Genomic DNA, 12,763 nt, shown 5'->3' with positions numbered 1-12,763 from the left:
AATGAGAAACCTGCACCGAAAAGCCCTGGCCTTCGCAGCTCCGGCCGTCCTGCTGGCCCTGTCCGCCGGGCCCGCCCTGGCCCACCACGGCATGCATGGAGACCAGCCGTCCACGCCCGCCCAAGGCTTTGCGGCCGGCCTGGCCCACCCGGTCCTGGGCCTGGACCACTTCGCCATCCTGATCGGCGTGGGACTGCTGGCCGCCCGTTTCCAGCGCGGCCTCAGCCTGCCCTTCGTCTTCATCATCGCCATGGCCGCCGGATGCGGCCTGCATTTCGCAAAAGTAGACCTGCCCCTTCTGGAAATCTGGGTGGCCCTGTCGGTCTTCGCCGTAGGTCTGACGGCGGCCTTGCGGCCGACGGCGCCCCTGCCCCTGACCCTGGGCCTGTTCGGAATCAGCGGTCTGCTGCACGGCTACGCCCTGGCGGAAACCATGGTTGGCGCTCAGACAGGCGCCGTCTGGGCCTATCTGGCCGGCCTTGTCCTGATCCAGGGCTTCGTGGCCACGGCCGTCCTCGTCGCCGCGCGCTGGCTGGCGGCGCGTCACGCGGTCTTCACCCGACTGGTCGGCGGCCTGGTCGCCGCAGCGGGCGCCGCCTTCGTGGTGATGGCCCTGTCCGCTTGACGAAGCGGGACTGCGTCCGGCCGCCCCGGTCGCAGTCCCGACCTCACTCCGGATAACGCGGACTTCACGAGACCGTGTGTCGATATGGGGCCGATAGCCGCAGACTTCCTATGGTTCGCCGTCAGGCCGCCGTTTAGGCTCTCGGTTCAAAGCCTTCCGCACCAGGAGCCCCCGCACGCATGCCTCACGCCCTCCTGCTGCTTGTTCCGTTCGGGGCGCCCTTCGCGGCGGCTGTGCTGGCGATCTTCCTGCCGTCACGCGCTCGGAACCTGGCGGCGGGGCTGGCCTGGTCGGCGTCGCTGATCGGCTTGATCTGCCTGGCCTTCCTCTTCCCTGCCGTGGCGACGGGCGAACCTGTCCGCTGGTCCACGCCCTGGATGCCGACCCTGGGCGTCAACTTCACCCTGCGCCTGGACGGCCTGGCCTGGCTGTTCGCGGTCCTGGTGCAGGGGATCGGCGCGCTGGTGGTGCTCTACGCCCGCTACTACATGTCGGCGGACGATCCGGTTCCTCGCTTCTTCGCCTTCCTGCTCGCCTTCATGGGGGCGATGACCGGCATGGTCATGGCCGGCGACCTGATCCAGTTGGCCGCCTTCTGGGAGTTGACCAGCCTCTTTTCCTTCCTGCTGATCGGCTATTGGCATCACAATGCGGCGGCGCGCGACGGCGCGCGTATGGCGCTGACCGTTACAGCGGCAGGCGGGCTTTGCCTGCTGGCCGGAGTGGTCGTCCTGGGGCGGATCGCGGGCAGCTTCGACCTGGACGTGGTTCTGGCGTCCGGCGACGCGATAAAGAACAGCCCCTACTACCTGACCGCCCTCATCCTGATCCTGGCCGGCGCCCTGACCAAGAGCGCCCAGTTCCCGTTCCACTTCTGGCTGCCCCGCGCCATGGCGGCCCCCACGCCGGTCAGCGCCTATCTGCACTCCGCCACCATGGTGAAGGCCGGAGTCTTCCTGATGATCCGCCTGTGGCCGGTCCTGGCGGGAACCGACGCCTGGTATGTCATCGTCGGATCGGCGGGCATGGCGACCCTGCTTTTCGGCGCCTGGAGCGCCGTCTTCCAGAACGATCTCAAGGGCCTGCTAGCCTATTCGACCATCAGCCATCTGGGCCTCATCACCCTGTTGCTGGGGCTGGGCAGTCCGCTGGCGGCGGTCGCGGCCATCTTCCACACCGTCAATCACGCGACCTTCAAGGCCTCGCTCTTCATGGCGGCGGGCGTCATCGACCATGAGACCGGCACGCGCGACATGCGCCGACTCAGCGGCCTCAGACGCTCTATGCCGGTCACGGCGGCCCTGGCCATCGTGGCTGCGGCGGCCATGGCGGGCGTTCCCCTGCTCAACGGCTTCCTGTCCAAGGAGATGTTCCTGGCCGAAGCCGTCGCCCACACCGGCGGCCGGCACCTGAACCTGGCCCTGCCTGTCCTGGCCACTGTCGCCAGCCTGCTCAGCGTTCTCTACTCCGTCCGCTTCATCCACCAGACCTTCTTCGGCCCCGAGCCGGTAGACCTGCCCAAGACCCCGCACGAGCCGCCGCGATGGATGCGTTTCCCGATCGAGGTGCTGGTCGGTCTCTGCATCATCGTCGGCGTCCTGCCCGCAGTCACCATTGGTCCGGTGCTGGCCGTCGCTGTCCGCTCGGTCCTGGGGCCCGAGGTTCCCTACTACAGCCTCGCCCTGTGGCATGGCTTCAACCTGCCGCTCTTGATGAGCGCCGTCGCCCTGATCGGCGGCGTGGCCCTCTACAAGGTGCTGGGACCGCGCATCAATCGCAGCGATCGTCCGTGGGTGGTCGGCCGCTTCAACGGCGCTCGCGCCTATGACCGGGTCATGCGCGGCTTCAACCTCGCCGCCGAATGGATCGTGCGCCGCCTCGGCGCATCCCGACAACAGGCCCGCCTGCGCGCCATCATCCTGACCTGCATGCTGGCCGCCCTCCTGGCCAGCGGTCTGGCCGGACTGGGCTTCGACGAGGCGGGCCTGACCGTTCAGCGGCCGGGCCTGGGCTTCACCCTGCTGTGGGTCGTCGGCGGCGCCTGCGCCGTCACTGCAGCTTGGCAGGCCAAGTATCATCGCCTGGCCGCCGTGGTCCTGGTCGGCGGCGTCGGCCTGGTCAGTTGCCTGACCTTCGTCTGGTTCTCAGCACCCGACCTGGCCACCACCCAGATGCTGGTCGAGATCGTGACCACCGTGCTGCTGCTGCTTGGCCTGCGCTGGCTGCCCAAGCGCCTGCCGGGCCTGACGACCGTACAGGAAGCCAAGGCGCGCCGACGCCGCCTGACGGACCTGGCCATAGCGACGGCCGCGGGCGCCGGCACGGCCTTGATCGCCTTCGCCGTCATGACGCGCCCATCAGGGTCGCCCCTGGCGAAATACTTCCTGGATCACGCCTATTCAGAGGGCGGCGGCCGCAACGTCGTCAATGTCCTTCTCGTCGACTTCCGCGCCTTCGACACCCTGGGCGAAATCACCGTCCTGGGCATTGTGGGCCTGACCATCTGGGCCCTGCTGCGTCGTTTCCGTCCAGCGGCCGACAGCCTGGGCGAGACCGAACAGAAGCGGATTCAGAACGACAGCGATGATCGCCGGGAGGATCGAGCGGTCGGCGACACCCTGTCCGAAACCATGCTGATCCCGCGCGTGGTGATGCGCTGGCTGTTCCCCTTCATCATCCTGCTGGCCCTCTATCTGTTCCTGCGCGGCCATGACCTGCCGGGCGGCGGCTTCGCGGCCGGGATCACCCTGTCGATCGCCTTCATCCTTCAGTACATGGCGTCCGGCGCGCGCTGGGTCGAGGAGCGGTTGCGGATCCGTCCCCTGGTGTGGATCGGCGGCGGGCTGCTGATCGCCGTCCTGGCGGGCGCGGCCTCATGGCTCTTCGGCTATCCTTTCCTCACCTCCTGGTTCCGCTATGTCGACCTGCCCCTTGTCGGCAAGACGCCGCTGGCCTCGGCCCTGGTGTTCGACGCAGGCGTAGCCCTTCTGGTGGTCGGAGCGACCGTCCTGATGCTGGTCGCCATCGCCCACCAGTCGCTGCGCAAGTCGCGCGCTGCTGTCGCTGACGAGGAGGCCGCCTGATGGAAGTCGTCCTCGCCCTCGGCATCGGAGTGCTGACCGCCGCAGGGGTCTGGCTGCTGCTGCGCCCCCGGACCTTCCAGGTCATCATCGGCCTGTCCCTGCTCGGCTATGCGGTCAACCTGTTCATCTTCGCCATGGGACGCCTTCGCGCCGGAGCGCCGCCGGTGCTGAAGGACTCCGGTCCGGTCGATCCGACCGCCTACGCCGATCCGGTGCCCCAGGCCCTGGTCCTGACCGCCATCGTCATCAGCTTCGCCCTGACGGCCCTGTTCCTGGTCGTGCTGCTGACCAGTCGCGGCATCACCGGCAGCGACCATATCGACGGACAGGAGCCTGGCGAATGATCAATTGGCAGGACCACCTGATCGTCGTCCCCATCGTCCTGCCGCTGGCGGCGGCGGCGGCCATGCTGCTGCTGAAGGAGCAACGCTATCGGCTCAAGGCCCTGATCAGCCTCTGCTGCCTGATGGCCCTGGTCGGCGCCGCCTACGCCCTGCTGCATGAAGCCGCCGTGGGCGGACCGGGCGGCGACGACACGGCGCGCGTCTACAGCCTGGGCGCATGGGCTGCGCCGTTCGGCGTCACCCTGGTGGCGGACCGGCTTTCGACCCTGATGCTGGCCCTGACGGCGACCCTGGCGGCCGGCGGCCTGCTCTTCTCGCTGGCGCGTTGGGACCGGGCCGGTCCTCGTTTCCACGCCCTCTATCTGTTGCTCGTCATGGGCGTGAACGGCGCGGTCCTGACCGGGGACCTCTTCAACCTCTTCGTCTTCTTCGAAGTCATGCTGGCGGCGTCCTACGGCCTGCTCTTGCACGGCTCGGGAGAGAAGCGGGTGCGCGCCGGCCTGGGCTATGTGGCGATCAACCTGACGGCGTCGCTCTTCTTCCTGATCGGGGTCAGCCTGATCTACGGCGTGACCGGCGCGCTCAACATGGCCGACATCGCCGACCGCGTCGCGACCATTCCCGCGCACGACCGGGCCCTGTTCCACATCGGCTGCGCGGTCCTGGGCGTGGCCTTCCTGGTCAAGGCCGCGGCCTGGCCCCTGGGGTTCTGGCTGCCGGGCGCCTATGCGGCGGCCAGCGCCCCGGTCGCGGCCGTGTTCGCCATTCTCAGCAAGGTCGGAGTCTATGTGATCCTGCGACTGGCGACCCTGCTGTTCGGCGCTGACGCCGGCGCGTCCGCCGGGTTCGGAAACCTATGGCTGCTGTCGGCTGGCGCGGCGACGGTCCTGTTCGGCGCGGCGGGCATGCTCGCCTCGCGCCGCCTGGAACAGGCCGCCGGCTATGCGGTCATGGTGTCGTCAGGCACGGTCCTGGCCATTGCGGGCACGGCCCGCCCTGAAGCCGTCGGCGGCGCCCTCTTCTACATGGCGGCCTCCACCCTGGCGGCGGGCGCCCTGTTCCTGATCGCCGAGGTCCTGGCGCGCGGCGAGGATCAGGCGGTGTCGCCCCAGGATGCGGTGTTCGACGACGAGTACGACGACCCCTTCGCCGCAGACGACGTACAGGAGGTCGGGCGCGTCCTGCCCGCCTCCACCGCCTTCCTCGGCGGCGCCTTCATCCTGGCCGCCCTGGTGACCATCAGCCTGCCGCCCCTGGCCGGTTTCGCCGGCAAGCTGACCATCTTCGCGGCGCTTCTGTCCGGCTCAGGCGTCCTGTCGGCGGCCAGTTGGGTGTTGATCGCCGTCCTGACCCTGTCCAGCTTCGCAGCCCTGGTCGCGCTGACCCGGCTCGGGGTGGCGGGCTTCTGGAAACGCGAAGGCGCCCCGCCGCTGGTCCATAGTCCGGAATTCCTGGCGATAGGCGGGCTGGTGCTCTGCTGCCTGTGGCTCAGCATGGGCGCCGCGGCGGGTCTGACCTATGCCGACAAGACCGGCGAGTGGCTGGCGACGCCGCGCGACTACATCGGCGCCGTGCTGGGAGGGGGCGCATGATCAAGGCCCTTCTCCCCCACCCCCTCCTCGCTGCGGGCCTTTTCCTGACCTGGCTGCTGCTGAACGGCCCCGTCTCGGCCGGCGACGTCGTGGTCGCCGCCCTGGCGGCCCTGACCATCCCCCAAGTCATGCGCGTGCTGGAGCCGGACCGATCCGGCGTCCGCTCTCCCTTGGCTATCCTCCGGCTGGCCGGCTACGTCGCCGTGGATGTCGTGAAGTCCAACTACGCCGTCGCGACCCTCATCATGGGGCGCAAGCGCCGCGTGCGCCGATCCGGCTTCATCCATGTGCCGCTCGACCTGCGGAACCGATACGGCCTGGCGGTGCTGGCCATCGTCCTGACCAGCACGCCGGGCACGCTGTGGGTCCAGTATGACCGCCCCAGCGGCCGGTTGCTGCTGCACGTCCTCGACCTGACCGAAGAGGATGAATGGATCGAGCTGATCAAGGGCCGGTACGAGAGCCTGCTGCTGGAGATCTTTCCTTGAGCGCCGCCGCCGTTCTTTTCTGGGGACTGGGCGTGGCTCAGGCCCTGCTGCTGCTCTCCATGCTGCTCGCGACCTGGCGGATGATGCGCGGCCCCCGCGCCCAGGACCGCATCCTCGGGCTCGACACCCTCTATCTGAACGCCATGCTGCTGATCCTGGTCCACGGCATGCGCAGCGCAGGCGGCCTCTATTTCGAAGCCGCCCTGATCATCGGCATGCTGGGCTTCACGGCCACGGTCGCCCTGGCCAAGTTCCTGATGCGGGGCGAGGTGATTGAATGAACACGCCGTCCGAACTTCCCATCTGGGCCGCCTGGATCGTGGTCGCCCTGGCGATCAGCGGCAGTCTGCTCGCTCTTACCGGCTCGGTCGGCCTGATCGTGTTCAAGCGGTTCTACGAACGGGTGCATGCGCCGACCCTCGGCGCCACGCTTGGCATGGCTCTGATCGTGATCGGCTCGACGATGTTCTGGTCGTTCGTCGAGGGACGACTGGCGCTCAAGGATCTGCTGATCGGCGTCTTCCTGACGGTCACGACGCCCGTCACTCTCGTCCTGCTGGCGCGCGCCGCCGTCTATCGCGACCGCGTCGAGGGCGACGATCACATTCCGCCCGAATAGCTTCGACAATGGAAAGATGCGGGCCGCATCGCGGCCCGCAGTTTCAAAAGGGGAGGAAATGTCTCTCGGGAGACAGTTCCAACCTCTCACGCCGCCTCGTTCCGCCAAATGTAGAAATGCTGTGCGAGGATGCAGCTTTCCTGCATCTCAGCGCCCGACGACCGCTGCAGCCGCCTCCGCGACGGCGTCGATCGTCGCCCTCAGCCGGGGGATGAGAACAGGCGTCTCCGCCCACAGCAGATAGACTGGCCGATGACCCGCGACCTGATCTTCCAGAACAGAGACCAGCCGCCCCTCCGCCACATCGCGTGCAACAAGCCAGGTCGGCGCCAGGCCTATGCCCCGTCCCGCCCGTACGGCGGCCAGGGACAGGGCCGCGCCGTCCAGAACCAGACGAGCCGTCGGGGTCCAGGAAACCTCGGCGCCGTCCTCCCTGAATCGCCAGGGCGCGATGCGTCCTCGCCGCGCCGAGGCGATCAGGTCGTGCCCCGCAAGGTCCCGCCAGGACGTCGGACGCCCCGCGCGCTCCAGGTAGGCGACGGAGGCGCACAGCGTCAGGCGCTGCTCCCCGATCAACCGCCCCTTCACGCCCGCGACGTCCGGCGGTTCGCCGATCCGCACCGCCAGATCATGACCGCCGCTCAGAAGATCGACAGGCTCTCCGCTCAGGGACAGTTCATAGTCCAGACGCGGGTGACGGTCCGCCAATTCAAACAGGGCCGGAGCGATCACCTCGGCCCCGAACAAGGGCGGCATGGATATCCGCACAAGGCCGACCGGCTCGGCGGCGCTTGAAACCATGTCGCGTTCCACACGTCGGATCGCAGCCACCGCCGCGCTGCAAACGGCGTGATAGGCCGCCCCTTCCTGCGTCACCGCGAAACGTCGGGTGGTGCGGTCGAACAGCCTCACCTTGAGACGACTCTCAAGTCGCGCGATCGCCTTGGCCACCGCAGACGGCGTCAGGCCCAGGTCGTCGGCCGCACGCGCGAATCCGCCATGTTCGCAGACGGACAGGAACACCCGCACGGCTCCGCCTGGACCGATGTCGTCCATGCTCATTGACGCATTTTTTTCCTTATTGATGAGAAGAATGATCAGGATTGGATCGCATGAATCCACATTAATCTCGACGTATGGAACAGAAAACATACGCCGTCATCGGCGGCGGCTCCGGCATGGGCCTGGCCCTGACGCAAATCCTCGTCGAACGCGGAGATCGAGTCCTGATCGGCGGTCGGTCGCAGGATCGTCTTGCTAGGGCGCGCGACAGCCTGGGATCGAACGTCCTCGCCTGCCCGGTCGACACCGGCGATCACGCCTCGCTCCAAGCGTTCTTCGAGCAGGCGCCGCCGCTGTCCGGCCTGTTCACCCCCGGCGCCGCCTATGTCACGGGATCCTTCGCCGACGCCACGCCGGAAGTCGCCGAGAGCGCTTTCCGCTCCAAGTTCTGGGGTCAGTATTGGGCCGTCCGCGCCGCCCTGCTTCGCCTGCTGCCGGAGGCGGGCGTGGTCCTGATGTCCGGCGCCGCCTCGGTGCGGCCATTGGGCCACCCGGCCTACGCCGCCTGCAACGCCGCCGTCGAGGGGCTGACCCGCGCCCTGGCCCAGGAACTGTCGCCGATCCGCGTCAACTGCCTGTCGCCCGGAACCGTGGACAGCGACCTGTGGCGTCGTCGCCCGGCCGAGGTGCGCGAACCGGCCTATGAAGCCTTCAGCCGCCTCAGCCTCGTCGGTCGTCCCGGCGCGGTCGAGGACCTGGCCCAGGCCGCCCTCTTCCTGCTGGACAACCGCAACATGACGGGCGCCACCCTCTTTTCCGACGGCGGCTACAGTCTGAGATGATCCCAAGCCGTCAGGTCAGACCGGCAGGGCCGTCGAATACTTCACCTGGCTGAGGGCGAAATGAGAGGCGGCGGTGGCGACGTTCGAGTGGTTGAGCAGCTCGCGCATCAGGAAACGCTCATAGCCCGCCACGTCCGCCGCCACGATCCGCAGCAGATAGTCCCACTCCCCCGACATGGAGTGGGCCTCCATCACCTCCGGCTTGGTCTGCAGGAAGCTCTCGAAGGCCTGGCGATCGTCCGGCGCATGGGAACGCATCCGCACCTGGCACATGACGTTGACGCTGCGCCCGACCTTTTCGGGATCGACAAGACGAACGGCCGCGAGAAGCACCCCCGCTTCCTCCAGAGCCCGCACCCGCCGCCAGCAGGATGCGGAAGACGCCCCGACCTTCTCGGACAGGGCCGCATGGCTCAGGGCCGCATCTTCCTGCAATACGGCCAGAATTCTGCGATCCACCGCATCAAGCATCATGCCATTCACATTTTTCGCCTTTATGAAACAAACCAATCATCACACGCCTGAAATCGTAGAACAATGAAAAGAAATCGCGCGGAATGAAGCGCAATCTGTCGGCCTGACGTGCGAGGGGAGGATCGCCATGGCCGCAGGAACAACCGCCCCTCCGCCCGGAGCGGCCGCCGACTGGAGCATTCCCCAGGACTGGTCCGCCTACACCCCCGAACAGCATGCGCTCTGGGACGCCCTCTATGCGCGTCAGGTCGAGATGCTGCCGTCCCGCGTCACGCCGGCCTTCATGAAGGGCCTGGAGACGCTTCGCCTGTCCCGGTCCGGCATCCCCGACTTCGAGGAATTGTCCGAGCGCCTGCAGAAGCTGACCGGCTGGTCGGTCGTGGCGGTTCCGGGCCTGGTGCCGGACGGCGTCTTTTTCGAGCACATGGCCAATCGCCGCTTCGTCGCCGGCTCCTTCATCCGCACGCCCGAGCAGATGGATTACCTGCAGGAGCCCGACGTCTTCCACGACGTCTTCGGCCACGTCCCCCTGCTCGCCGACCCTGTCTTCGCCGACTATATGCAGGCCTACGGCCTGGGCGGACTGAAGGCGATGAAGCATGACGCCATCCACCAGCTTTCGCGCCTCTACTGGTACACGGTCGAGTTCGGCCTGATCCGCGAGAACGACGACCTGAGGCTGTACGGAGCCGGGATCGTGTCCAGCCGGTCTGAATCGGTCTTCGCCCTGGACGACGCCTCGCCCAACCGCATCGGCTTCGACATGAAGCGGGTCATGCGCACCCGCTATCGCATCGATGATTTCCAACAGACCTATTTCGTCATCGACAGCTTCGACGACCTGCTGAAGCAGACGCTCGATACCGACTTCGCCCCGATCTACGCCGAACTGGCGGATCAGGACGAACTGACCCCCGCCGACGTCCTGCTGACCGATCGCGTCCATACGCGCGGCACGCAGGCCTGGGCGCAAAACCGGAGCGCCGCCTGATGTTCGACCGTCCCGCCCAAGGCCTGTTCGCCGCCCTGACGCCCCAGGCGCCGGATCCCCTGCTGTCCCTGATCGCCCTCTATCGCGAGGATGCTCGCCCCGAGAAGATCGACCTGGGCGTCGGCGTCTATCGCGATGAAGCGGGGCATACGCCCATCATGCGCGCCATGAAGGCGGCGGAGCGAAAGCTGGTCGATGAGCAGCCGACCAAGTCCTACCTCGGCCCCGAAGGCGACGTCGGCTTCGTCGCTCTTTCCGCGCGCCTGGCCATGGGACCACAGGCTGAGGGCCTGATCGGCGTCCAGACGCCCGGAGGCACCGGCGCCCTGCGGCTGGCCGCCGCCCTGGTGCAGAGCGCCCGTCCCGGCGGGACGGTATGGCTGGGCGCCCCGAGTTGGCCCATCCACGCCCCCATCTTCGAAAGCGCCGGGCTGAAGGTCTGCAGCTATCGCCATTACGACCCGGCCACGGGCGCCCTGGCCTTCGAAGACATCCTGGAAGCCCTGGGTCAGGCGTCCGCCGGCGATGTCTTCCTGATCCACGGCTGCTGTCACAATCCTTCGGGCGCCGATCCGGACGCGGGTCAGTGGGCCGAGATCGCCCGCCTGACGGCCGAACGCGGCGTCGTGCCCCTGATCGACCTCGCCTATCAGGGCCTAGGCGAAGGCCTGGATGAAGACGCCGCCGGCGCCCGCTTGGTCGTCGCCGCCGTCGACGAGGCCCTGGTCGCCTATAGCTGCGACAAGAATTTCGGCCTCTATCGCGAACGCACCGGCGCCCTTTTCGTCAAGGCGGCCGGCAGCATCGACGCGACGCGATCGAACCTGCACGCCCTGGCGCGCTACATGTGGTCCATGCCGCCGGATCACGGCGCGGCCGCCGCCCGCATCATCCTGGAGACGCCCGCCCTGGCCGCCGACTGGCGCATGGAGCTGGACACGGTCCGCGAGCGACTGAACGCCGTCCGCCAGGCCCTGGCCGCCGCCCACCCCCGCCTGGCCCCGCTCGGCGGCCAAAAGGGCATGTTTTCCCTTCTGCCCCTGACGCCGGATCAGGTGATCGCCATCCGCAAGGATCACGCGGTCTACATGGCCGGTTCCGGCCGCATCAACATCGCGGGCCTGACCCTCGAAAGCGTCCCCCGCTTCGTCCAGGCGTTCGACGCCGTCCTGTCCAACTGATTTTCCCAAAGCGCCGACGCGCCGGAGCCCCAGCATGACCATCACCCCGGAAAACCCCATCGGCCTCGACGGCTTCGAGTTCGTCGAGTTCACCAGCCCCGACCCGGCCGCCATGAAGGGCCTCATCGAACAGCTGGGCTTCGTGCCGACACACCGTCACCCGACCAAGGACATCGTCCGCTACAAGCAGGGTCGCACCAACCTGCTGGTCAACAACGAGCCGACCGGCCAGGCCGCCGACTTCCGTGCCGCCCACGGCCCTTCGGCCAGCGGCATGGCCTTCCGCGTCGCCGACGCCGCCCAGGCTTATGACCTGGCCCTGTCGCGCGGCGCCAAGGCGGCGGACGCCTCGGTCGGCGCCCTGGACGCCGACGCCAAGGTGCTGGAAGGCATCGGCGGCTCCTACCTCTATCTGGTCGACCGGCACGGCGCGAAGGACTCGCTCTACGACGGCTGGACCGAGATCGAAGGCTGGCGTGAAGCCGAGGCGGCCAACGCCGTGGGCCTCGATATCCTCGACCACCTGACCCACAACGTGAAGCGCGGCCAGATGCGCACCTGGTCGACCTTCTACAACCAGATCTTCGGCTTCGAGGAGCAGAAGTATTTCGATATCAAGGGCCAGGCCACGGGCCTCTTCTCCCAGGCCATGATCGCCCCGGACAAGGCGATCCGCATCCCGCTGAACGAAAGCCAGGACGACAAGTCCCAGATCGAGGAATTCATCCGCCAGTACAACGGCGAGGGCATCCAGCACCTGGCGATGACGACGGACAACATCTACGAGACCGTCGAGAAGCTGCGCGCCCGCGGGGTCAAGCTGCAGGACACGATCGAGACCTATTACGAGCTGGTCGACAAGCGCGTCCCCGGCCATGGCGAGGATCTGGAGCGCCTGAAGAAGAACCGCATCCTGATCGACGGGAACATCGGGGACGAAGGCCTGCTGCTACAGATCTTTACCGACAACCTGTTCGGCCCGATCTTCTTCGAGATCATCCAGCGCAAGGGCAACGAAGGCTTCGGCAACGGCAACTTCCAGGCCCTGTTCGAGTCCATCGAGCTGGACCAGATCCGACGCGGCGTCATCAAGGTCGACGCCTGACCCGGCGGTCAGGGGCGGTTCCTGCATCTCCCGTCCCTGACCCTTTCTTCCAAAGTTTCACGTAGCCCGGGATTTCGCCATGTCGTCCGCCCGACCCAACGCGCCCGTTTACCAGAGCGGCTTCGGCAATCACTTCGCGACGGAGGCGGTGGCGGGTGCGCTGCCGGAGGGTCGGAACTCGCCGCAACGTCCGGCCCTGGGGCTGTACGCCGAGCAGTTGTCGGGGACGGCCTTCACCGCCCCGCGCGACCATAATCTGAGAAGCTGGCTCTACCGCCTGCGGCCCTCGGCCCAGCACGGGCCGTATCAGCCGTTCGCGCAGGGCCGGGTGCGTTCCGGTCCCTTCGTCGAGACCCCGCCCAATCCCAACCGCATGCGCTGGGATCCCCTGCCCATGCCGGACCAGCCGACCGACTG

The 12,763-nt window shown here is 67.6% G+C and carries 14 protein-coding genes; 12 read left to right on the top strand and 2 right to left on the bottom strand.

Annotated features, from left to right (window positions below; all coding sequences use genetic code 11):
• Position 1 precedes the first annotated feature (1 nt).
• The 7 genes from ABIE19_RS11065 to mnhG all read left to right on the top strand — a co-directional run bounded on the left by ABIE19_RS11065 (position 2) and on the right by mnhG (position 6,751).
• On the top strand, positions 2-625 hold the full coding sequence (locus ABIE19_RS11065; protein ID WP_354089257.1) for a HupE/UreJ family protein: 624 nt from the start codon (positions 2-4) through the stop codon (positions 623-625).
• A gap of 179 nt (positions 626-804) precedes the next feature.
• The gene (locus ABIE19_RS11060) at positions 805-3,708 is read left to right on the top strand and encodes a monovalent cation/H+ antiporter subunit A (RefSeq protein WP_354089256.1); all 2,904 of its coding nucleotides are present in this window, start codon (positions 805-807) and stop codon (positions 3,706-3,708) included.
• A complete protein-coding gene (locus tag ABIE19_RS11055) occupies positions 3,708-4,052 on the top strand; it encodes a Na+/H+ antiporter subunit C (RefSeq protein WP_354089255.1) in 345 nt (114 codons plus the stop codon). The genes ABIE19_RS11060 and ABIE19_RS11055 overlap by 1 nt, the downstream gene beginning before the upstream one ends.
• Positions 4,049-5,644: a monovalent cation/H+ antiporter subunit D gene (locus ABIE19_RS11050; protein WP_354089254.1), complete on the top strand. Its 1,596-nt coding sequence runs from the start codon at positions 4,049-4,051 to the stop codon at positions 5,642-5,644. Before ABIE19_RS11055 ends, ABIE19_RS11050 begins: the two co-directional genes overlap by 4 nt.
• A complete protein-coding gene (locus ABIE19_RS11045; protein ID WP_354089253.1) occupies positions 5,641-6,132 on the top strand; it encodes a Na+/H+ antiporter subunit E in 492 nt (163 codons plus the stop codon). Before ABIE19_RS11050 ends, ABIE19_RS11045 begins: the two co-directional genes overlap by 4 nt.
• Positions 6,129-6,413: a K+/H+ antiporter subunit F gene (locus ABIE19_RS11040; RefSeq protein ID WP_354089252.1), complete on the top strand. Its 285-nt coding sequence runs from the start codon at positions 6,129-6,131 to the stop codon at positions 6,411-6,413. The genes ABIE19_RS11045 and ABIE19_RS11040 overlap by 4 nt, the downstream gene beginning before the upstream one ends.
• On the top strand, positions 6,410-6,751 hold the full coding sequence (gene mnhG / locus ABIE19_RS11035) for a monovalent cation/H(+) antiporter subunit G (RefSeq protein ID WP_354089251.1): 342 nt from the start codon (positions 6,410-6,412) through the stop codon (positions 6,749-6,751). Before ABIE19_RS11040 ends, mnhG begins: the two co-directional genes overlap by 4 nt.
• Before the next feature lie 147 nt (positions 6,752-6,898).
• On the opposite strand, the gene ABIE19_RS11030 is transcribed toward mnhG, so the two are convergent.
• Positions 6,899-7,813: a LysR family transcriptional regulator gene (locus ABIE19_RS11030; RefSeq protein WP_354089250.1), complete on the bottom strand. Its 915-nt coding sequence runs from the start codon at positions 7,811-7,813 to the stop codon at positions 6,899-6,901.
• Positions 7,814-7,887: 74 nt separating this feature from the next.
• On the opposite strand from ABIE19_RS11030, the gene ABIE19_RS11025 reads away from it, so the two are divergent.
• Positions 7,888-8,595 carry an SDR family oxidoreductase gene (locus ABIE19_RS11025; RefSeq protein ID WP_354089249.1) on the top strand — a complete coding sequence of 236 codons (708 nt, stop codon included), beginning with the start codon at positions 7,888-7,890 and terminating at the stop codon, positions 8,593-8,595.
• Positions 8,596-8,610: 15 nt separating this feature from the next.
• Here the strand turns inward: ABIE19_RS11025 and ABIE19_RS11020 are convergent, their stop codons facing one another.
• Complete coding sequence (locus ABIE19_RS11020; RefSeq protein WP_354089682.1) at positions 8,611-9,069, bottom strand: Lrp/AsnC family transcriptional regulator; 459 nt, start codon at positions 9,067-9,069, stop codon at positions 8,611-8,613.
• A gap of 127 nt (positions 9,070-9,196) precedes the next feature.
• Between ABIE19_RS11020 and phhA the strand changes: the two genes are divergently transcribed.
• The 4 genes from phhA to ABIE19_RS11000 all read left to right on the top strand — a co-directional run.
• The gene (gene phhA, locus ABIE19_RS11015) at positions 9,197-10,060 is read left to right on the top strand and encodes a phenylalanine 4-monooxygenase (RefSeq protein WP_354089248.1); all 864 of its coding nucleotides are present in this window, start codon (positions 9,197-9,199) and stop codon (positions 10,058-10,060) included.
• The gene (locus ABIE19_RS11010) at positions 10,060-11,241 is read left to right on the top strand and encodes an amino acid aminotransferase (protein ID WP_354089247.1); all 1,182 of its coding nucleotides are present in this window, start codon (positions 10,060-10,062) and stop codon (positions 11,239-11,241) included. The genes phhA and ABIE19_RS11010 overlap by 1 nt, the downstream gene beginning before the upstream one ends.
• A gap of 34 nt (positions 11,242-11,275) precedes the next feature.
• A complete protein-coding gene (gene hppD, locus ABIE19_RS11005; RefSeq protein WP_354089246.1) occupies positions 11,276-12,346 on the top strand; it encodes a 4-hydroxyphenylpyruvate dioxygenase in 1,071 nt (356 codons plus the stop codon).
• Positions 12,347-12,425: 79 nt separating this feature from the next.
• Positions 12,426-12,763: homogentisate 1,2-dioxygenase (locus ABIE19_RS11000; protein ID WP_354089245.1), on the top strand; the 338-nt coding region annotated here is incomplete at its 3' end.

Source organism: Brevundimonas faecalis (genome assembly GCF_040549405.1).
Taxonomy (GTDB): Bacteria; Pseudomonadota; Alphaproteobacteria; order Caulobacterales; family Caulobacteraceae; genus Brevundimonas; species Brevundimonas faecalis.
This window is presented reverse-complemented; position numbering and strand designations above follow the sequence as displayed.